The following is a 21828-nucleotide window of genomic DNA, read 5'->3' as shown; positions in this document are numbered from 1 at the left end:
CTCTGGCTCTGGCTCTGGCTCTGGCTCTGGCTCTGGCTCTGGCTCTGGCTCTGGCTCTGGCTCTGGCTCTGGCTCTGGCTCTGCAGATGATACCTCTTGAGCCAACAGGTCAAGGTCTTCCTCAAGAGTCGTTATTTCAGTTTCATCATCCAGTAATGCATTAAAGTAGTCATCAAGTGCTTGTTCACTGGACAGCACATCATTACTGCTCATCGAACGCCAACCTCTCCAGGTAAATCAGTAGCTGTTTATAGGCAAACACACCACGGCTACCAGATGCAAAATGCGAAGCTGGCAAGTGCTTTAAACTGGCATCGCGGAACTTAGTATCAATAGGCACCGCTGAGGTCCACACTTGATTTGGGTAATCTTTTTTCAGTTGCATCAATGTCTGCAATGACGCTTTCGTGCGCTTATCGTACATGGTTGGGACGATAGTCACTTTGAAACCGCCCGGGCGAGATTTTTGCATAATGGTTAGCGTACGCATCATGCGCTCTAGACCTTTCATCGCCAAAAACTCTGTTTGAACAGGAATCAAAATTCGGTCACTGGCTGCCAACGCGTTCACCATCATCACGCCAAGGATTGGCGGACAATCAATCAACACATAGTCATAGTCTTGTGAGACAGTTTGCAGCGCCCGTTTTAATATTAATCCCATACCACTGCGATTACCCATTACGCGATCAAGCGTGGCAAGGGACATATGCGCGGGAATGATATCCATTCCTTCCAGCTCTGTTTCTAAAATCAACGGTTTAACCGTCTCACGAGAAAACGTCTTCAACTGGAATAAATCAAATAGGCTCGAAGTTACTGCATCAGGATCATAACCGAGATAAGTAGTCAGTGAGGCGTGAGGATCAGTATCAACCATCAATACTCGATGGCCTTTCTGGCTCAATAAGCCCGCCAATGTCACTGTTGAGGTGGTTTTACCCACGCCTCCTTTCTGGTTTGCTACACTCCAAACAATCATGATGAATCCTAAGCTAGGCCAACTTCCACCAACATGCGTTCAGCAATGCGGTCAAGCGGTAAATCTTCTGAAGAAATGCCTGCTTTAGCAACCGCTTGGGGCATGCCATAAACAACACAACTTTCTTCATCTTGTGCCCAAATAGTTGAGCCTGAAGACTTCAACATGCGAGCGCCCTCACGACCGTCTGCACCCATGCCTGTCAACACTAAAGAGAGCACTTTGTCGCCATATACTTTTGCGGCAGAACCAAAAGTCACATCCACACATGGTTTGTAGTTCATGCGGTCGCCGCCATCAATAATGCGAAGACGAGCAGCGCCCGCTCGTCCATCCACCATCATTTGTTTCCCACCTGGTGCAAGGTATGCCACACCGGGCTGTAACACATCGCCATCTTGTGCTTCTTTCACTTGAATCTTACACAAGGTGTTCAAACGACTGGCAAACGCAGCAGTAAACGTTGCTGGCATGTGTTGAATCAATACAATCGGATGCGGATAGTTCATCGGCAAACGCGTCAGAATTTTTTGTAGAGCAACGGGGCCACCTGTTGATGTGCCAATTGCCGTCAGTTGATACTTCTTACCAGAAGCACGGTACTTTGTCGCAGCAGGTCGAGTTGGTGTTGGAGTCACAGGTGAAGCCGTTCTTGAACCTAATGGTCGAGTAGTCGTGCTGGTACTCGCTGTTGGGCGAGCGATAGGTCGACGCATGAAAGCGCGCTTCGAGGCAATCTGAATCACACGCTGTTGAAGTAATGACACCGCTTCTTCACGGTTACGCGCAATGTCCTCAAACTTTTTCGGTAAGAAGTCCAATGCGCCCGCATCTAGCGCATCAAGCGTAGCTTTCGCCCCGTCGTGGGTCAGGGACGAAAACATTAGAATTGGCGTTGGAGCAGCGGCCATTATTTCACGTACAGCTGTAATGCCATCCATCACTGGCATTTCAATATCCATCGTGATGACGTCAGGTTTGAGAGATTTGGCTTTCTCAACCGCCTCTCTACCATTTACCGCAACGTCAATCACTTCTAGGCGCGATTCTGAGTTGATGATTTCGCTCACGCGACGTCGGAAAAAACTCGAATCATCAACGACTAGTACTTTAATCGCCATCTTATTCCTTTTAATAACGTCAGCTTTGCTTAAAGGCGTGAAGCCGCAGCATATCGCTTAAGTAAATCAGGCACATCTAGAATTAATGCAATATGGCCATCGCTAGTAATTGTCGCACCAGCCATACCTGGAGTGCCCTGTAATAGATTATCGAGTGGCTTAATAACCACTTCTTCTTGACCAATAAGCGTATCCACAACAAAACCAACGCGTTGGTTACCAATCTGTACAATCACCACGTGACCGTGACCAGTACGCTCTTGGACGTTTTGCGATTTGGATGCTAACCAGTTTTGTAAGTAAAATAGCGGGATAGATTTCTCACGTACAATGATCGTCAGCTGACCATCTACCACGTTTGTACGGCTAAGATCTAAGTGGAAAATTTCACTCACCGAAGCCAGTGGTAGAGCAAACGGATGACCGCCAACACCAACCATCAGAGTCGGTAAAATCGCTAACGTTAGTGGTACTTTGATCGTAATCTTAGTGCCCTTGCCTAGCTCAGAATCGATATCGATTGAACCGTTTAAGGTATTGATCGCCGTCTTAACCACGTCCATACCCACACCACGACCAGAGATGTCAGAAATTTTATCTTTACTTGAGAAACCAGGTGCGAAGATAAGGTTGAAGCACTCTTTATCTGTTAAACGTGCCGCCGCATCTTCATCCATCATGCCACGCTTCACCGCGATGCCACGCAGTTTGTTCGGGTCCATACCGCCACCATCATCTACGATGGATAGTTCAATATGGTCCCCTTCTTGCGATGCTGACAAAATCACTTTACCTGTGCGTGATTTGCCGGCCTTCGCGCGTGCGTCTGGCATTTCAATACCGTGATCAACCGAGTTACGTACCAAGTGAATCAACGGATCGGCCAATGCTTCTACAAGGTTCTTATCGAGATCGGTTTCTTCACCGCGCATTTCTAGCACGATGTCTTTATTTAGGTTACGAGCCAAGTCACGGACAACGCGCGGGAAACGGCCAAACACTTTCTTAATTGGCTGCATACGCGTTTTCATTACCGCGCCTTGTAGATCCGCAGTTACCACATCAAGGTTAGCGACCGCTTTGGACATCTCTTCGTTGTCGCTATTCAAACCAAGGCTTAATAGGCGGTTTCGAACCAATACGAGCTCACCCACCATGTTCATGATGGTATCAAGCGTCGAGGTATCAACACGAACGGTTGCTTCAGCCTGAGGTTTTTTAACCGCTGGTGCTTTAGCTTCTTCTTTTACGGCGACTGGTTTAGATTCTGGCTTTGGTGCTGGCGCTGTTTGAACGGGTGCTGGCTTAGCAACAGGCTCAGGTTTCGCAGGGCTTTGCTCTACGTTTGCTGAAGCAGGCTTCGTTGCCATATCCAATTCTTCTAGCGTTGGACCTTTACCTGAACCATGTAGCTCATCGAGTAACTTTTCGAACTCTTCGTCCGTCATTAAGTCACTGTCTTGATTTGATGAAGATGACACTGGAGCGGAAGGCTCTGCCGCTTTAGGTGGCTCTACTGGTACGGATGCAGATGCAGCAGCCTCTGCCGTAGAAGGGCTTTTTCCTACACCGTGCAGTTCATCGAGTAAACGTTCAAACTCATCATCAGTGATATCACCACTTTCAACTGATGGCGCACTCGATTGAGGCGGTTCAGATGGCGTTGTAGATGTCGCAGACATTGAGGCGCCTGGCGCTGAACCTTTACCATGAAGCTCATCAAGTAGCTTTTCGAATTCGTCTTGGGTAATTTCATCAACAGAGCCGACACTTGATGGTGCTGACGGTGCAGCAGGTTCTTCGATGATAGGCTCGGGAATAATAGGCTCTGGAGTAGCCACTGGTTCTTCAACTACGGTTGCCGCTACTTCATCTTCTGACTCAGGTTTGCATAGACGATGAAGTTCTTCAAGAAGCTCAGGGTCCGCAGCTTCTAACGGCTCACGATCTTGAACAGCCTGGAACTGGGTATTAACCGTATCCAAGGCTTTTAGCATCGTATCCATTAAGTTTTGCGTTACCGTGCGTTGACCGTTTCGTAAAACGTCGAACACGTTCTCCGCACCATGACAAGTATCGACTAGCTCTGCCAATGAAAGGAAGCCGGCACCGCCTTTTACGGTATGAAACCCGCGGAAAATAGCATTAAGTAAGTCTTTGTCTTCTGGGTTATTTTCCAATTCAACCAACTGCTCAGAAAGCAGCTCGAGAATTTCCCCAGCCTCAATGAGAAAGTCCTGAAGAATATCTTCGTCTAAATCGTAGCTCATACGTTACCTTTAAAATCCAAGACTGGACAACAAGTCATCGACTTCGTCCTGCGATGAAACCGCATCTTCTCTCAGTTCTGGATGAAGAATCGGGCCTTCGGCTTCGCTTGTTTGTGTATTCTTTTTATCTGCCGGTTCTGACAAAACTTGAATATGTTCTTCAAGTTTATTTCCAGAGAATACGGTTAGGATTTCCACTAAGCGGCCTTCAACTTCATTAACCAACGTAATTACGCGGCGAATGATTTGGCCAGTTAGGTCTTGGAAGTCTTGCGCCATGAGAATTTCGGTCAATTGGCCGCGCAATTCAGTGCTGTCACCTTCGACTTGCACTAATAGCCCGTCGATTCGGTGACACAGTGCTTTAAATTCGCTTAATTCTATGCGCCCGTGCATGAGTTCATTCCATTGAGGACGAACTTTTAGAAGGCAATCATGCAGGTTATCAGCGATAGGAAGGCAGCAGTCGACCGCATCCATTGTTTTGTTGGCTGCAAGCTCTGTCTTCTCGATCACATAATTGAGACGATCCCTAGCGTTAGGGATTTCGTCTTTCGCAATTTCGGTCATGCGCTGATCGAGACTGAACTGCTTGAGTGATTCATGAAGGTCTCGAGTTAACGCTCCAATTTCTTGCAGCATTGGGTTATCGGCACCTTCGTAGATCGAGGCAACAAGCATATTGGCTTGGTCTTGTTCCCCGTTTTCTAGCATTTGAACGAGTGACTTCGCCTGCTCTAGTGAGATCATTCTGAATAGACCCTTTTACGTTTAGTTCTTCTTATCACTTTGAAAACGCTAAACGAGTCATTTAATAGGTATTTAATAATTGGTATGAATGACTCGAATAACAAAGAGAAAGAGAGAGTTATAAACGCTCGAAAATTTTATCTAATTTTTCTTTTAATGTTGCAGCAGTAAATGGCTTAACAATGTAGCCGTTTACACCTGCTTGAGCAGCTTCAATGATCTGCTCACGCTTCGCTTCAGCCGTGATCATTAGAACTGGCAGATGCTTAAGTTCTGCATCCGCGCGGATGTGTTTAAGCAAATCGATGCCTTGCATACCTGGCATGTTCCAGTCAGTTACAACAAAATCGAAGTCACCTTTTTTCAGCATTGGTAATGCGGTTAAACCATCGTCCGCTTCTTGAGTGTTATTGAAACCCAAGTCACGAAGCAGGTTTTTAACAATACGGCGCATTGTTGAGAAATCATCAACAATAAGGATCTTCATGTTTTTATTCAAAATTGCCTCCACTGAATCGTAAAATCAGTGTTTTTAGTCATTTTGTGTCCACGCACTGAGCTTGGTACGTAAACGTTGCATCGCTTGACTCAGTATTTGACTTACGCGAGATTCGCTTACGCCTAACACATCGCCAATTTCTTTCAAATTGAGTTCTTCATCATAATAAAGCGAAAGAACCAAAGCTTCACGCTCTGGAAGCTGTTTTATTGATTCAACCAGTGCTTTTCGAAATGATTCATCAACTACCCCTTTGAATGGGTTGCTGTCATCGGTTTCATCCGCCGGTGAAATCACATCATCAGAAACGCCTAAATCTTCAATACCGACTAATTTTGAGCAGTTGATATCGGTAAGAGCACTATGATATTGATCCAGTGTCATACCGAGATGCGTGGCTACTTCAGAATCAGTAGGATCTCGATTTAATTCGCCTTCCAGCTCCGCAATCGCTTGGTTAATCTCTCGATTATTTTTATGAACAGAACGCGGTACCCAATCGCCTTTACGCATGTCATCTAACATTGCGCCACGAATACGGATACCTGCATAAGTTTCAAAGCTCGCACCTTTAGAACCATCATAATTCTGCTGAGCTTCGATAAGACCGATCATGCCGGCCTGAATTAAATCCTCTACCTGAACACTCGGCGGTAAACGGCCTAGTAGGTGGTGAGCAATGCGCTTAACCAACACTGAATAACGTTCAATGAACGCCTGCTGGCTATTAAATTTGCCATGTTGGTCATAGGTTATCGCTTTATTCACCAAAAGGGTCCTCTGCGAATTCGGTACGATTTAGCAACCTTTCCACAAAAAATTCCAAGTGTCCACTTGGTGTTTTCGGTAGTGGCCACGTCAACGCTTTGTTTGCTAGTGAGCTGATAGCTAAAGCGGCAGGCGAGCGTGGGAACGCATCAACGACAATTTTTTGTCTTTTTACAGCCTGTCGTACTTTATCATCTAATGGAATACATGCTACGAGTTCAAGGCTAACATTCAAGAATCGCTCTGTGACTAGTGTCAACTTTGCAAACAATTCTCGCCCTTCACGGTAGCTTCTGACCATATTTGCTACAACTTTAAAGCGTTGAACTTGGTGTTCTTTACTCAACAGCTTGATTAATGCATAGGCATCTGTGATTGACGTCGGTTCATCACACACAACTACAACCACATCTTGAGCTGCTCGCGAAAAACTGATTACCATGTCAGAGATACCAGCAGCGGTATCAATCAGCAGGACATCCATTTCGTCTTCAAGACTACCAAATGCTCGGATGAGTCCGGCATGCTGAGCGTGAGAAAGCTCTGTCATGCTCTGTGTGCCAGAAGTTGCAGGAATTATCTTTATACCATAAGGCCCTTCGACAATCGCATCTTTTAGCTCACATTCACCCGCTAAGACATGTCCTAGATTACGTTTTGCACGAATTCCGAGCATCACGTCCACATTGGCCAGACCTAAATCAGCGTCGAGAACCATCACCTTCTTGCCTTGGCGAGCCATACAAATCGCCAGACCCAGTGTTACATTTGATTTCCCCACACCACCTTTGCCGCCAGTAACAGCAATCACTTTGGTCAACGATGGTTGTGTTAAGCGACGGAGGCCGCTTGCTTGATCGTGTATCATATTCTCAGTCATAGTAGTCCGCCGCCTTAGAGTCCTTCACTGTCACTGTTCCAAAAGTGAGGTTCGTTCTCTGTCGACTTCTCTAACAGTTCATTTGCTTTCGCAAGCATATATTTTGGTTGCGCTATCACAATGTCTTCTGGTACGCGCTGACCATTAGCGATGTAAGCTACTGGCATTGCGTTTTGAATCACTACACTGATGAATTCGCCTAGGCTTAATGACTCATCAAGCTTCGTCATAATACAACCCGAAAGTGGTATACGTCGGAAGTGATCCAGCGTTTCTTGTAGAACACGACGTTGTGCGGTAGCCGGCAAAACAAGGTAGCTGTGGATCACTTCTCCGCTCTCTTGCATTAGAGTGTCGAGCTGCTCGGAAAGCCTCACATCTCGTTGCCCCATCCCTGCCGTATCGACCAAAATCAGTCTTCTGTTTCTTAGCTGATATATAACATCGGCTAACTCGTTAGAATCTTTAGCAACTCTTACGGGACAACCCATGATTCTTCCGTAAATTGAGAGTTGCTCATGTGCACCTATGCGATATGTATCTGTTGTCACAAGGGCCACATTGTCGGCACCGTATTCCATGGCTGCGCGTGCTGCGAGTTTCGCTACGGTTGTTGTTTTCCCAACCCCCGTCGGACCCAACAATGCGACTACGCCACCACGTTTTAAAATGTCCTGTTTAGGAATATTGATTTGATCCGCCACCAGCGACAATAACGCTTTCCACGCTCGCGCTGGCTTTGTATCTTCCGGGATATAACAGGCCATCTGGTCTGCTAACTCCGGAGAAACGCCCATTCGCTCTAAGCGCTTAATCAGCATAGCTCTTAGCGGCTCACGGCGTTCTACTTCTTGCCACATCAGGCCAGAAACTTGGTGCTCCAACAGACGACGAATTGACGTCATCTCTTCGCGCATGCTTTCTAGCTCATCGGCCGATTCGTCACGCTCATCACTTGGGCGACGTCGGTCATAGCGCGTCGGGTCCAGCTTGGGCGTCGGACGTTCAAATCGATTGTCCTGTGCGATTAGCTTCGCCAAAGGTGAATCTGGTTGATATGGCGCTGGCTTTTCTTGGTTGTAGCCGTCGCGATGCTTATTTTGGCGTTGCAGCAAAGCAGAGAGCGAATCTTCATTTTCCGCTACGTGGTCGTCAGCATCTGCTGCACCACCGCTATATTGCTTAAGCATATTAGCGAATCGCTGTGTCATTGAGCCTGTTTTTTCATTGTTACTGTTATTACTGTTCAGGCTAATTTTATCTTCATCTAAATGACGATCTTGGTAACGATCAGCAGAAGACGATGACATTTGACGATGTTCGTTATAGCGATTCGATTGAGAAGCACCGCGATTTTGCTGTGACGCTGCGCTTGCTTGAGGCGGATTAGATTCACTATCTATCGCCGCAACAATCGCTACTCCACCAGCCACTTTCTTGTTTGACATGATCACCGCTTCCGCGCCTAACTCCTCTTTCACTTGGAGCAGCGCCGTTCTCATGTCTTTGGCAAAAAATCGCTTTATTTTCAAACTATGAATCCATTAATGATGCGTGAGATCAGTTACCCACGGCTTGCACAATTCTGATCTGTTTTTCATCCGGGATTTCTTGGTAAGACAGTACCCGGAGATTAGGTATTGTGTTCTTCACAAATTTCGCCAACGTCGAGCGTAATACACCAGAAGTAAGCAGAACGGCAGGTTCGCCTTTCAGTTCTTGTTCCTGTGTCGCTTGGCTTAGTGAAGACTGCAATCGCTCAGCGAGTCCCGGTTCAATCCCCGCGGATTCGCCTCCTGATGCTTGCATAGTTTGATGCAATATTTGTTCCAGTTCAGGTATCAAAGTAATCACTGGTAACTCAGGCTCTATACCATTGACTTCTTGAACAATTAGACGTTTAAGACTAATTCGAACTGCTGCCGTCAATATGTCAGCTTCTTGACTCTTACTTGAGTACTCAGCCAAAGTTTGAACAATCGTGCGAATATCGCAAATTGGAATGGCCTCGTTTAACAAGTTTTGTAGGACTTTCACCACCACACCTAATGGTAATTGGTCAGGAACAAAGTTCTCGACTAACTTAGGCGCGCTGCGTCCCAACATTTCTAATAAATTCTCTACTTCTTCATGACCAATTAGCTGTGATGCGTTGTTGGTCAATAGCTGGCTTAGGTGCGTCGCTAATACCGTTGATGAATCAACAACCGTATAACCCAGAGCCTGCGCGTGCTCACGCTGATCTTCTCGGATCCATACGGCTTCCAGTCCAAAAGCAGGGTCAATGGTTGGCTCACCATCAATCATGCCATACACCTGACCTGGGTTAATCGCTAGCTCTTGATCCGGACGAATCTCTGCTTCGCCCACCGCAACCCCCATCAATGTAATTCGGTAAATGTTTGGGGTCAGCTCAAGATTGTCACGAATATGAACCGCAGGAATTAGGAACCCAAAATCTTGCGATAACTTTTTACGCACGCCTTTTACGCGCTCTAGCAGTTCCCCACCTTGGTCTCTGTCCACCAAAGGGATTAAGCGATAACCGACTTCCAAGCCAATAATATCGACTGGCTGGACGTCATCCCAAGACAGTTCGCGCTGTGAGGAAGGTTCTGTACCTTCGTCTGCTGTTGCTGGTAAAGCGGGCTCTTTCGCTTTCTGCTTCTGCCGTTTGTCGATGAAATATGCCGCTGCACCGGCCGCGACTGCCAGGCTCAAAAACGCAAAGTGTGGCATGCCCGGTACGATGCCCATCACACCAAGAATAGCCGCAGTAATCATCAGCGCTTTTGGGTTGTCGAACATCTGGAAGACCAGTTGTTCCCCCATGTCTTCATCGGTGTTTTGGCGCGTCACCATCATTGCCGCTGCAATCGACAGCAATAGCGATGGGATTTGTGCGACCAAACCATCACCGATTGTCAGTAAGGTATAGATTTCAATCGCTTCACCGAAACCCAATCCATACTGCGCCATACCGATCGACAGACCGCCGACGATGTTGATAAACAGAATCAAAATACCGGCAATCGCGTCACCTTTTACGAACTTCGAGGCACCATCCATCGAGCCATAGAAATCCGCTTCTTTGGTCACTTCAAAACGACGAACTCTTGCCTGCTCTTGGTCTATCAATCCGGCATTCAAGTCGGCATCAATCGCCATTTGCTTACCCGGCAACGCATCAAGCGTAAAGCGAGCACTTACCTCAGAGATACGACCCGCACCTTTGGTCACCACCATAAAGTTGATGATCATTAAGATGAGGAAAACCACTAGGCCGACCGCGTAGTTACCACCAATAACGACGTTACCGAACGCCTCAATTACGTTACCTGCCGCATTACCGCCTTCATGACCATGCAGTAAGACGACACGAGTCGAGGCAACGTTCAAAGCCAAGCGGAGCAACGTGGCGATCAGCAATACCGTTGGAAAAGCAGCGAAGTCCAAAGGGCGACGTGTGTAAACGGTCACTAACAACACCACCATCGACAGCGCGATGTTAAAGGTGAAGAACATATCCAGCAAAAATGCTGGAATCGGCAGTACCACCATCGCTAGGGTGGCCAAAACCATCACCGGAGCACCAATAGCTGGCATTTCACGTTGAGGGATTCGTGGCAATTTATCTGCAAACGGCAGGCTTAACTTCATACTGCGAGAGATCTCAATCGATTGAAGCGTCACGTAAGCTCTTACTATTAATACGCGACCGCTTTAGCCTAAAAGTTTAGGTAGGGTTGATAATTAAAGCGTTTTAAGCAATCTATGTACCATAATTAGCGCCAAAATAATGACTAAACACTCAAATAGAGCTTAGCTTTTGATCAAACGAGCTTTTTTAAGGCTTTACCGCTTTTCGTATCAATGACGGTGCTCGGGCGGGATTGGCAAATCATAATCTTGAATTTTCGGGCGCTGTCCACCTCGTTTTCGGTATTGCTTCAATTGGAATACAAATGCCAAAACCTGAGCGACGGCAGTAAATAACCCATCGGGGATCTCTTGCTCGAGCTCTGTCGTGTGGTACAACGCACGAGCCAAAGGTGGTGCGGGCACAATCGTAATGTCATGTTCGCGGGCGACTTCTCGAATCTTCATCGCCATGTGGTCAGTACCTTTAGCGATCACGACTGGCGCACGGTCTGTCTTCTGTTTATAACGAAGCGCTACCGAGAAGTGCTCTGGGTTAGTAACAATAACATCAGCTTGAGGAACGTCCGCCATCATTCGACGTTGAGCCGCTTCCCTTTGCAACATACGAATACGGCCTTTCACTTCCGGCTTACCTTCAGTCTCTTTGTATTCGTCTTTGACTTCTTGCTTGGTCATTTTTAACTGATCGGCGTGCTGCCAAATTTGAAATGGAATATCGATGGCAACCACAATCAATAGCGAGCAACTGATCAGCAAAATAAAGTTCAGCAAAATATCTAAAGCATGGAAGATGTTTTGCGGATACACATCCATGCTCAATTGAATCAGATCGGCCTGTGATGCTTGGATCAAATAGATGGCGACACCAGTGACCAGAACCACTTTAAGGATTGATTTGATCAACTCTACCCAGCTTTGCATTCCAACCATTCGCTTTAAGCCGCTAAGCGGATTCATTTTCGACAGCTTGGGCATGGCCGCTTGGGCAGAAAAACTGATTCCTCCCACACCTGCTGCTCCAATCATGGCGGCGGTAAACAATGTCGCTAACACCAAAAATAGTGGGAACAACAAATCACTCATCGCGCCCAAAGCGATATCAAACAGTTTTGCAGTATCGAAAATCTCTTCTCGTTGAAGATCAAATAAACGGCTCATGATGGAAAACAATGAACGTGCTAACGCCTCGCCAAACCACATCAATGAAATGGCGCCAACGATCAGCACAGATGCTGATGCAAGCTCTTTAGATCGAGCGACCTGCCCCTTTTCTCTGGCTTGTTGTAACCGTCGGGGCGTGGCTTCTTCGGTGCGTTCCTGACCGTCTGATTCTGCCAAATCTTAGCACTCCAAGCGAATAAGCCGACAAATCTGCGCCTCACCCACTGTCCAGAACATTTCATAATGACTGTATAGACCAGCCAGTATGTACCAACAAAGTAATAGACCCACCATCAAAGCAAAAGCAAAACCAAGCGAGAAGATATTCAGCTGTGGTGCGGCACGGGTCATTACACCAAACGACAAGTTAATGGTCAGTAGCGCAATAATGCCAGATAGAGACATACTCAGTGCCGTTTGGAACATAATACCAAGCCAGCCTGCCATTTCACGGAAATCAACCGCGTTGAGCGAGCCGGAGCCAATCGGCAAAGTTTTAAAACTGAACACCACCAATTGCAGCATTTTTAAGTGTCCATCGGTGGCAAGGAAAAACATTGTCGTTAAGAACATGAATAACTGGCCAAGCAATGGCGTGTTCTGACCATTTGCGGGATCAACCATAGAAGCAAAGCCCAAACTTGATTGCATACCCAATATTTGACCAAGTAGGACAAAGGTTTGAATCATAAATTGAGTAACCATACCCATCGCTATGCCGATGATCATTTGCTCGGCAATGGTCATGAAGCCACGAAACGAGAGTAGCTCAATGTCTTGAGGTACAGCGGGGATGGCTGGCATGACAGCGAAAGTGATGGCTAAACCGAGGTAAAGGCGGATTCTTGGCGAAACAAATCGGGCCCCGGTTACTGTCATCACCATCAACATGGATGAGATACGAACATAGGGCCAGAAGTAGTTTGCGATCCAATCTAAGACAACGCTAGTGGGGTACTCCATAGGCGCCTCTAATAAAGCACCTGAGGTAAGCGTTCAATCAAGCCATAGAAATATTCCATCAACATTTGCGTCATCCAATGCCCAAACAGCATCAGGGCCAAAAGCGTGACAATCAAACGCGGTAAGAAGCTCAATGTTTGTTCGTTGATGGATGTCGCAGCTTGAAAAATCGCGACTACAAGGCCGATAAGCAAGCTTGGGATGATAATAGCGCAGACCATGATAAGCACCATCCAAAGTGCTTCACGGAAAAGCTCGACAAACATTTCTGGTGTCATGTCTTATCCTCTATCTGCGCTTATCTAAAGGGCAAAGCTGCCCGCGAGTGTCGAGAGTATCAAGTTCCAACCATCGACCAATACGAACAACATCAACTTGAACGGCAACGAAACAATCATAGGTGACAACATCATCATACCCATTGCCATCAATACCGAAGCGACTACAAGGTCAATAATCAAAAACGGCAAGAAGAGCATAAAGCCAATTTGGAATGCAGTTTTTAGCTCTGAGGTGATAAAAGCCGGAATCAACACCGCCATCGACACATCTTCTGGATTCTCGACTTGCTCTCCTGACATGGTTACAAACGTCTCCAAATCTTTGATTCGGGTCTGTTTAAGCATAAATGCTTTCATTGGCGCTTGTGCAGCATCAAACGCTTCTCGCGCCGTAACTTGCTCGTTCAAATAAGGCTGAACAGCTTTGTCGTTGATTTCGTTCAGGACAGGAGACATAACAAAAAAGGTCAAAAACAGCGCAATACCAATAATGACCTGATTAGAAGGCGTTTGTTGCAAACCCATTGCCTGACGCAATATCGACATCACCACTACAATTCGAGTGAACGAGGTCATCAGAATCACCATGGCAGGCAAGAAGCCAAGCATGGTCATTAACGCTAAAATTTGTAGTGTAACCGAGTAGTCTTCACTGCCATCAGGGTTCGTGGTCATGGTGAATGCTGGAATACCACCGCCACTAGAAACGGACATAGCACGGCTAGCACCAGTATCACTTTGCATAGCCTGAACTGTAACACTACTTCCATCGGCTAAGTTATCTGGCAGCGCTGACTCCTCTGCTTCAGCAAAGGTAAATGAAGAAAACAGCACGCCGACAAAAAGTAACAACGTACTCAGGAGCAAACGAATTGGATTACCCTTTGTCATGTTTTTTGATCAGCTGGCTAAATTGAGTCGCAAAAGCATTGGTCGCCAACTCTTCCTCTTTCAGTGGCTTATCTAACTTGGCTAAAGTTTGGATCGATTGGCTAGTAATCCCAACCAAAAACTGTTCTTCACCCACTTGAACTACTGCGATTCTTTCTTTTGTACCCACTGGCAACTGACTCACTATACGCAAGCCCTTTTGCTGTCCCATCGCTGGCACTTGCATACGTTTCAGCAACCAAGCCAGCAAAAGAATCACGCCGATTACAAGCACAAGCGAGCCAAGTGTCGTCGCAAGATCCAGATTATTTGGTGCGGCAGCAAATGCATAAGGAGCACTTAGCATTAAGCTCAGTGCTCCAGTGATTTGCTTCAATCGCATTTTGATTGAACGACTCATCTTAACGCAGCTTCTTAATTCGTTCAGTTTGGCTGATCACATCCGTCAAACGGATACCAAACTTATCGTTGACGACCACGACTTCGCCGTGAGCAATCAAAGTACCGTTAACCAATACGTCGAGCGACTCACCGGCTAGACGATCCAACTCAACAACCGAACCTTGGTTAAGCTGCAACAGGTTCCGAATGCTAATTTGAGAACGACCGACTTCCATCGAAATCGTCACCGGGATATCCATAATAGTGTCGAGTTTACGACGCTCATCTTCGCTAATTGGGCTTGAAGTGTCTTTTAGCTCTTCCAGTGGCGCAGCCAATACTTCATCTACGTCTACAGAAGGGGCAGACGGGTCTTCGCCAAGAGCGGCTGCCCATTCGTCTGCTAGCTTTTGATCGTCACTTGGTTCCATTTTTCTATCCTGTGTTACGCCTAACTCATGCCATAGCATGTCTGTTTAATAAGGTATCTTAATGGTCTATATCGTCTTCACTCTCAAGCTCGGACATGATGTCTTTACCTAAGAAAGCTAAATCTGTTTTGACGACATGTGGGCGCTCAATTTCCTCAGAAATTTGCACCGCTAATTTGTCTTCCGAACGACCCATTTTTACGCGATAGGTCGGTAGGTCTTCTACAAACATCGTCGCATGTTCTGGCATTTCAATCGGGATGATATCGCCCGGTTGCAGCTCCATGAGATCACGCAAAGAAATGTCTTTTTCGATCAAGTTCACGCGGAAGTTAACCGGACAATCCATGATCTCTTCACGTAGTGCTGAGCTCCAGCGAACGTCCGTTTCCATCTTGTCGGACTGAACACCTGCATCCAATAGTTCACGGATAGGCTCAACCATGGAGTAAGGCATAACGACATGAAAATCGCCGCCACCGCCGTCAACTTCTATATGGAATGAACTCACGACAATCACTTCTGTCGGGCTGACAATGTTTGCCATGCTTGGGTTTACTTCAGAGTCGAGATATTCGAACTCTACCCCCATCACTGGCGACCACGCTTCTTTATAATCTTCAAATACAATTTTCAGTAACAACTGAATGATGCGGCGTTCCGTTGGGGTAAATTCGCGGCCTTCGATTTTGGCGTGAAATCGACCATCACCGCCAAAGAAGTTTTCTACCAGAATAAAGACTAAACGAGCCTCCATGGTGATCAACGCAGTGCCTTTTAACGGACGAAAACGCACCATGTTCAAACTGGTTGGCACGTACAATGTGTTCTGGTATTCACCAAACTTCATCATCTGCACGCCATTGATCGACACCTCTGCCGTTTTACGCAGCATATTAAACAGACTAATACGCATGTGCCGTGCAAAGCGCTCGTTGATAAGTTCGAGCGTCGGCATTCGACCACGTACGATTCTGTCTTGCGACGAGAAATCAAAATTGACGGCACCCTCAGTGTCGTTTTCTATCGGTTCATCGACGTCATCAACATCGTCAACCCCATGCAATAGCGCATCAATTTCGTCTTGGCTTAATAGATCGGTCACGTTTTACCTATTGAATAACAAAATCTGTAAACAGTACTTTTTCAATCACTGGCTTACCAACCGCAGCATTCAGCGCTGCTTTGATATCTTCGGAAGCACGATCGCGCAATTCCACTCGTCCTGTAGGAGAGCGCAATTGATCAACCGTCGCGGAAGCAAACGTTGATAGCATAGAGCTTTCAATCAGTGGCGAATGATACCGCGCCAACTCTTCATTTTCTGCACCGCGAACCATTAACTGCGCTTTAATTTGAACCAGCCTATCGCGGCTATCCCCAGTAACGTTAAATACAAATGCCTGAGGAAGATTCACATACGCGATGGGCGCAGCATCCGATGCCTTCACTTGAGCCTGTTGAGACGATTCAGCCTGATCAGGTTCATCAGAGCCCATTAGAAAAAATGCCGCTGCCCCGCCACCAAGTAGTAATACTACAACAGCGATGATGATGATAAGTAACTTGCTTTTTCCTTTCGGCGCATCGGCCCCTTGTAACTGTTCTTCTGCCATTCTTGTCTCTTATTGTTTTTTTTGAGTTACCAAGACGTTTTAGTGAGTTGCTTGGTAACCATATTCCATTGCCGTTAAACGGCCTTTTATGCGTAAAAACTAATTCCATCACGCTTTGAAGCGACATTCAAATCCAGATTGACATCAGATTCAAAACCCTCTTCGGACTGTCCAGAAAAACCGCCACTTTGCGCGCTTTGACCATGTTGTTCAGCAGTATATCTACCTTGCTGTTGCCCGCTGTTTTGTTGCTGGACGGAAGAATCAGCCAGCTGCATACCTTGTTGCGCTAACATTTCTCTCAAACGAGGGAGCGTCTGTTCAATAATGTCACGAGCTTGCGGGTTGTTCACTGTAAAATGTACATTGGCAACGTCATTATTCATGGTCATACGAATTTGCATACGACCTAACTCTGGTGGATCAAGACGAATATCGAGATTTTTCAGATTCTTCGACATCATCATTTGCACTTTTTCCGCAACTTGCTCGTTGGCTAGCTCTTTAGTTAGTTGCAACGGAAGCTGAGCTTGTTGTGCAGCATCAATACGCGCTTGTTGCTGTACATTAATTCCTTGCTGACCTGCCATAGCCTGAAGCTGTCCAGCGAAACCGTGTTGGAGGTCCGGCTTATCTTGTTTATCCGCAGTCGCCTTTAGCGCACCAGTCGACAATGCTGCGTTCATCACTTTCTGGCTAATCTCTCCGTCTTTCACACCTTGAAGCGACGTCGGCACTTGCGCGGCTATCAACGTATCGGGCGTTGAAGATAATGCGACTTTATCTCCACTATGAGCAGCTTGTGGCTGGGGTACTTGAGCCGCTGTATGCTGGATTTGCTGAGACACTGCCATAGGTCCAGCCTGGCGAGTTAAGTTATGTTGTACTTGTTGCTCTGCTAGAATCTGTTTAATGTCATTAGGGAGCGCAACAAATTGGGCAAGGTCTTGCTCAGGAATATCCGCCGTGATCGTTCCTTGTTTCAACCCTTCAATGATCTGAGCTTCTTGCTGAGTCAGTGGTTTTCCTTGCGCCAACTTAGTATCTATAACTTCAAGTTCATCCAAGGAGACTCGTGGAAGCGCGTCGATGTTGGAACCATCAACGTCTGTTAACAACGGCGACAGATCATTAGCTACTTCACCACTGACTGCGCTCTTAGCCGTCGGATGGCTGGCTTGTTTCGCTAGCTCTTGCCAAGCAGCAAACTCAGGCGAAAGTTTGTCGACATCGATAGGTTGACCATTCTTATCTAAAATTGGCTCTAAGTCTTGTCCTGGGATCATCTGTGCTTGTTCAAGCGAATGAACTGATGGCGTTTCATTCAAAGCCAGCTCATCAAGGTGTGTCGAAACGGTTGCTTGCTCGTGGAACGAATGCACTAAATTCGCGCTCTGAGGCAAAACTTTGCCACTATCGATGGATGCATTACTCGCATTCAGGGTTTGATTCGCTTGTTCAATTCGACCAAGAAGCTGTTGTCCTTCGCCCATCGTGCTTTTTACGTCCATTGTATTTGATGGGTTACTCGTATCAATTGATGTTGATTTCACTTTTTCAATAGCTTCAACATCATGCTCCAAAGGTGTGCTGTTACTCGCCTTTTGTAAACTTACTTCTTCACTTAAGGTTGCATTCGGTTTGTTTGCTAATATTTCATCAAAATCATGGGTCCCGTCACTGACGGATTCTTGGCTTTCTTGCGCCAACAATTCGTCCGAGACGTTAGCAGAAGAAGTACTGCCTACATCCGCTCTTTCTTTTTCTTCAACCACTGTCGATTCTGTTGCTACTTTTTCGGGCTTTTGTTTACCAGCAAACGCATCGGTTAACGTTTCTAAAAATCCCTTGCTTTCAGTGCTCTCTGCGGACGCTTTAGCGGACACATCAGAAACTGGCGTCTTGGTAGTCGCAGATACATGGGACAAATTCACACTCATTTAGAAACTCTCGTTCTCGTGGCTCTGAGCGTATCGCTGACAGACAGCAATACTGGCGGCAAACAAAGGTCAAAAAGACCCGACACTGACAGCTAAAATGCAAAAATCACACCACAATATTGAGCCAATTCTCGGTAAGCTAATAGATGGCATGTTTATGGAACAAACATCAACAGTACTATCCGAGAACCTGGTTCCTAACATGATGTACAGCTACTTGATTGACTTTGAAAAACGATAAGCGTAAACAGACATTTGACTTAACAATTAAGGAATCACTTTGAAGATCACAGAATTACGCCAATATAGAATCAGAGCAGGCAAAACAGAACAGTGGCTAAGTTGGATGAAGGAAGAACTGTTGCCCTATCAACGTTCACAAGGCATGCGTGTACTGAATACTTACGTCCACACTGGTGATGATGGACATGACTATTTTGTTTGGCTTAGAGAGTTCGACAATGAACAAGCACGCCAGGCTCTCTACGAAAAAACATACAACGAGTGGTGGGTTCGCGAGATTCGACCGAAGGTGTTTGAGTTAATTGAACAAGACTCAATCAAAGTTACCTTACTTGAATCGGTAGAGATGTAGTCAGCTGCAACACCGTAATGCAATATCGAACCGATAACGTTTAGAAACGATGTGGTTTTCGACTGTAAAGTAAGGTGGAAAACTCGTCCATTTGCTTTTGTTCGCGCTTAGCTTCAGCAAGTTGTTTCTCTTTTTCGCGTTTGTCTATCATCCACTCATAGGATTTGCGTTCTTTACGCACGGTTAACCAATATTCTTTACAGTTTTCAACCTGCTCTTTGAAATGACTTTCTGCTTGCTTTTGCTTAGATAAAGTTTCATCTAGCTGGGTAAGGAATCGATTTAAGTGTCCATATTGACTTGCCGTTAGGCCCGCCTGACCACGGTCGACGAGTTGCTGGCAATAATCAAGCCGATACTTTTCAATTTGTTCAACCTGACGGTAATAATCTTCGAGTTCAGAACGCGCTTTGTTCAGTGCAAGCACAGCTTGGTCTTCACGATCCTTAGTTTGCTCAAGTAGAAACTCCATCGCATTATTCATGCGCTATCACCCACCCAAAATGTTTCTAAGCATATTGACGCACATATCGTATGGCACCGATTCTTTCATGCTCTGCTGCAAGTATTCATCTAACTTCGGTTTCAAAGTAAATGCGCCATCAATAGCAGGATCGGTACCCGGTTTGTACGCTCCAATCGAGACCAAATCTTGATTCTTGCGACAAATAGACAAGACCTGTCGCACCGCTTTTGACATCAAAACGTGCTCTTCAGTCGTGATTTGCGGCATAACACGGCTCACCGACTTCTCGACATCAATCGCCGGATAATGGCCTGCATCCGCCATTTCACGAGAAAGTACAATATGGCCATCAAGAATGGCTCGCGATGCATCCGCTATCGGATCTTGCAAATCATCCCCTTCGGTCAACACGGTAAAGAACGCCGTAATCGAGCCTTGTTCGGCACTTCCATTACCCGCTCGCTCGACCAGCGCTGGCAGCTTGGCAAATACAGAAGGCGGGTAACCTTTCGTCGCTGGCGGCTCACCAACAGAAAGTGCGATTTCACGCTGTGCTTGTGCAAAACGAGTCAACGAGTCCATCAATAGCAGAACATCTAACCCTTGGTCCCTGAAGTATTCAGCAATCGTTAATGCCGTTTGGCACCCCTTTAAGCGCATTAGAGGTGAAGCATCGGCAGGCGCCGCGACCACCACTGAGCGGCGACGACCGTCCTCACCCAAGATCTCTTCGATGAACTCTTTAACTTCACGTCCACGCTCACCTATCAGGCCGACGACCACAACCTGTGCGGTGGTGCCTCGCGTCATCATGCCAAGCGTGACCGATTTACCCACACCAGAACCTGCAAACAGACCGATACGCTGACCTTTACCGACCGTCAACAAACCATTGATAGCTTTTAGGCCAACATCGAGCGGTTCAGAAATTGGCTTTCGAGCCAATGGGTTGATTGGTTCGGCATTAAAAGAGGCACGGTGATCGGTATACAAAGGGCCAAGTCCATCAAGTGGATTCCCAACCCCGTCTATCACGCGCCCAAGTAGCTCCATGCCGACAGGCAAACCAGCGTCACTGGTTAAAGGGGTGACTCTCGCGCCAGGTAAAATGCCCGTAATTTGTTCGCTTGGCATTAAAAATAGGTTGTCACCTGAAAAGCCGACAACCTCGGCTTCCATCTGACCTGACATGGTTTCCACTAAGCATAAACTGCCAATTGGTGCGCGACAGCCGGTTGCTTCCAACGTTAACCCAACCACACGCACCAGTTTGCCAGAGGCGACAGGGCGCGTCGTAAGGCCTTCAACTTTGTAGCTTTTTAAGCGGTCAGCGAGTGCTTGCATGGATTACTCACCCTCTTGATGACGGTTTGCGCCACAAAAGCTGTGCAATACGCTTTTGACGCGTTCTTCCATGCGATAATTAATGCTTGATTCACCTGCTTCAATCTGGACGTCACCTCGATTGAGCGATGGCTCAGCAACTAACGTCCAGTTGCGACAATTAAGGTCTTCTTCACCATAAGCTGAACGAATAATCGCGACATCTTCTGGATTCAGGTGCAAGGTAATAGGGTGGCCTGATATTGGTAGCGCTTCAACCGACTGCTTCACTGTATCTAAAATAATTTGAGGGTTGGTTTGTACTTCAACGTGCACCACTTCTTTAACTAAACAGAGCACCATATCCACCAGCTGCTTTTCAACCTGAGCATTCATCAACTCCAAAGGTTGAGCAAACTGATTGGCCAAGTTCATGAAGGTTTCAACTTGCTGCTGAATGTATTCTTGCCCTGCAGTTACCCCTTCAGCTTTTCCGAGCTCGAGACCTTCAGCATGGCCGGCTTGCAACCCTTCTTCTTTACCTTTGTCGTAACCTTGCTTAAAGCCAGCTTCCTGACCTTGATGTAAGCCTTCTTGATAAGCACCTTGCTTAATCAGTTCAATTTGTTCTTCGGTTAGCGCAAGTGGCTGCTCTTCTTCAGGCTCATCAAAATTCGGCACCCATCCCGGGTCATAGTTGAACGCGGTTTGTTTTGCTTGTTTGGCTTTAGGCTCGCCATAATCAGGCAGCCCCCAACGTTGAGGTTCGATCATCGAATCATCTTCATCAGGACGGATAAATCCACGTTTTCTATCGCCAGCCATGGGTTACCTATTGTGTGTTCGA

The 21828-nt window shown here is 46.6% G+C and carries 23 protein-coding genes and 1 pseudogene; 2 read left to right on the top strand and 22 right to left on the bottom strand.

All coding sequences use genetic code 11. The annotated features are described in order from the left end of the window. The 19 genes and pseudogenes from R7127_RS24495 to R7127_RS24405 all read right to left on the bottom strand — a co-directional run. Positions 1-213: pseudogene (locus tag R7127_RS24495) on the bottom strand (chemotaxis protein CheW); the annotation flags it as partial. Further along, a complete protein-coding gene (locus R7127_RS24490; protein ID WP_005380505.1) occupies positions 203-982 on the bottom strand; it encodes a ParA family protein in 780 nt (259 codons plus the stop codon). The pseudogene R7127_RS24495 and the gene R7127_RS24490, both read right to left, overlap by 11 nt. 8 nt (positions 983-990) lie before the next feature. Continuing rightward, the gene (locus tag R7127_RS24485; RefSeq protein ID WP_005384458.1) at positions 991-2103 is read right to left on the bottom strand and encodes a protein-glutamate methylesterase/protein-glutamine glutaminase; all 1113 of its coding nucleotides are present in this window, start codon (positions 2101-2103) and stop codon (positions 991-993) included. 29 nt (positions 2104-2132) lie between these two features. Next, positions 2133-4373, bottom strand: coding sequence for a chemotaxis protein CheA (locus R7127_RS24480; RefSeq protein WP_017635948.1), 2241 nt, complete (start codon positions 4371-4373; stop codon positions 2133-2135). Between the two features lie 9 nt (positions 4374-4382). Further along, a complete protein-coding gene (locus R7127_RS24475; RefSeq protein ID WP_005380502.1) occupies positions 4383-5123 on the bottom strand; it encodes a protein phosphatase CheZ in 741 nt (246 codons plus the stop codon). A 118-nt stretch (positions 5124-5241) separates the two neighbouring features. Then, entirely contained in the window at positions 5242-5610 is a 369-nt protein-coding gene (cheY, locus tag R7127_RS24470; RefSeq protein WP_017635949.1) for a chemotaxis response regulator CheY, read from the bottom strand. 45 nt (positions 5611-5655) lie between these two features. Then, positions 5656-6390: an RNA polymerase sigma factor FliA gene (locus R7127_RS24465; protein WP_005380499.1), complete on the bottom strand. Its 735-nt coding sequence runs from the start codon at positions 6388-6390 to the stop codon at positions 5656-5658. Continuing rightward, entirely contained in the window at positions 6383-7270 is an 888-nt protein-coding gene (locus R7127_RS24460) for a MinD/ParA family protein (RefSeq protein WP_005380498.1), read from the bottom strand. Before R7127_RS24460 ends, R7127_RS24465 begins: the two co-directional genes overlap by 8 nt. Positions 7271-7284: 14 nt before the next feature. Continuing rightward, positions 7285-8802 (bottom strand): flagellar biosynthesis protein FlhF, encoded by a 1518-nt coding sequence (flhF, locus tag R7127_RS24455; protein WP_017635950.1) that lies wholly within the window; start codon positions 8800-8802, stop codon positions 7285-7287. 28 nt (positions 8803-8830) lie between these two features. Continuing rightward, on the bottom strand, positions 8831-10930 hold the full coding sequence (gene flhA, locus R7127_RS24450; protein WP_318148608.1) for a flagellar biosynthesis protein FlhA: 2100 nt from the start codon (positions 10928-10930) through the stop codon (positions 8831-8833). Between the two features lie 210 nt (positions 10931-11140). Further along, positions 11141-12271, bottom strand: a complete 1131-nt coding sequence (gene flhB, locus R7127_RS24445; RefSeq protein ID WP_005380490.1) for a flagellar biosynthesis protein FlhB — start codon at positions 12269-12271, stop codon at positions 11141-11143. 3 nt (positions 12272-12274) lie between these two features. Beyond that, on the bottom strand, positions 12275-13057 hold the full coding sequence (gene fliR / locus R7127_RS24440) for a flagellar biosynthetic protein FliR (RefSeq protein WP_005384463.1): 783 nt from the start codon (positions 13055-13057) through the stop codon (positions 12275-12277). Positions 13058-13065: 8 nt separating this feature from the next. Beyond that, positions 13066-13335, bottom strand: coding sequence for a flagellar biosynthesis protein FliQ (fliQ, locus tag R7127_RS24435; protein ID WP_005380488.1), 270 nt, complete (start codon positions 13333-13335; stop codon positions 13066-13068). Positions 13336-13359: 24 nt separating this feature from the next. Continuing rightward, positions 13360-14229 (bottom strand): flagellar type III secretion system pore protein FliP, encoded by an 870-nt coding sequence (gene fliP / locus R7127_RS24430; protein ID WP_005380487.1) that lies wholly within the window; start codon positions 14227-14229, stop codon positions 13360-13362. Continuing rightward, entirely contained in the window at positions 14216-14629 is a 414-nt protein-coding gene (gene fliO, locus R7127_RS24425; protein WP_005380480.1) for a flagellar biosynthetic protein FliO, read from the bottom strand. The genes fliP and fliO overlap by 14 nt, the downstream gene beginning before the upstream one ends. A 1-nt stretch (position 14630) precedes the next feature. Continuing rightward, the gene (fliN, locus tag R7127_RS24420) at positions 14631-15041 is read right to left on the bottom strand and encodes a flagellar motor switch protein FliN (protein WP_005380479.1); all 411 of its coding nucleotides are present in this window, start codon (positions 15039-15041) and stop codon (positions 14631-14633) included. 58 nt (positions 15042-15099) lie between these two features. Further along, positions 15100-16146 carry a flagellar motor switch protein FliM gene (gene fliM, locus R7127_RS24415; RefSeq protein WP_172563525.1) on the bottom strand — a complete coding sequence of 349 codons (1047 nt, stop codon included), beginning with the start codon at positions 16144-16146 and terminating at the stop codon, positions 15100-15102. Positions 16147-16153: 7 nt separating this feature from the next. After that, entirely contained in the window at positions 16154-16657 is a 504-nt protein-coding gene (gene fliL / locus R7127_RS24410; protein ID WP_172563524.1) for a flagellar basal body-associated protein FliL, read from the bottom strand. Between the two features lie 86 nt (positions 16658-16743). Then, a complete protein-coding gene (locus R7127_RS24405; protein WP_054866626.1) occupies positions 16744-18597 on the bottom strand; it encodes a flagellar hook-length control protein FliK in 1854 nt (617 codons plus the stop codon). Positions 18598-18694: 97 nt separating this feature from the next. Between R7127_RS24405 and R7127_RS24400 the strand changes: the two genes are divergently transcribed. Then, a complete protein-coding gene (locus R7127_RS24400; RefSeq protein WP_005394314.1) occupies positions 18695-18838 on the top strand; it encodes a hypothetical protein in 144 nt (47 codons plus the stop codon). Positions 18839-18877: 39 nt separating this feature from the next. Continuing rightward, on the top strand, positions 18878-19192 hold the full coding sequence (locus R7127_RS24395) for an NIPSNAP family protein (RefSeq protein ID WP_005380475.1): 315 nt from the start codon (positions 18878-18880) through the stop codon (positions 19190-19192). A gap of 40 nt (positions 19193-19232) precedes the next feature. Here the strand turns inward: R7127_RS24395 and fliJ are convergent, their stop codons facing one another. Genes fliJ through fliH form a run of 3 tightly spaced genes read right to left on the bottom strand, consistent with a single transcriptional unit; the run spans position 19233 to position 21806 of the window. Further along, complete coding sequence (gene fliJ / locus R7127_RS24390) at positions 19233-19676, bottom strand: flagellar export protein FliJ (protein WP_005380474.1); 444 nt, start codon at positions 19674-19676, stop codon at positions 19233-19235. A gap of 6 nt (positions 19677-19682) precedes the next feature. Next, the gene (fliI, locus tag R7127_RS24385; RefSeq protein ID WP_005384474.1) at positions 19683-21002 is read right to left on the bottom strand and encodes a flagellar protein export ATPase FliI; all 1320 of its coding nucleotides are present in this window, start codon (positions 21000-21002) and stop codon (positions 19683-19685) included. Positions 21003-21005: 3 nt separating this feature from the next. Next, positions 21006-21806: a flagellar assembly protein FliH gene (gene fliH / locus R7127_RS24380; RefSeq protein WP_005394317.1), complete on the bottom strand. Its 801-nt coding sequence runs from the start codon at positions 21804-21806 to the stop codon at positions 21006-21008. Between the last annotated feature and the right edge of the window lie 22 nt (positions 21807-21828).

It is taken from the genome of Vibrio sp. 1159 (assembly GCF_033340395.1).
In the GTDB taxonomy this organism is placed as follows: domain Bacteria; phylum Pseudomonadota; class Gammaproteobacteria; order Enterobacterales; family Vibrionaceae; genus Vibrio; species Vibrio alginolyticus.
Note: the sequence above shows the minus strand (reverse complement) of the source record. Positions and strands in the feature narration are given on the sequence as shown.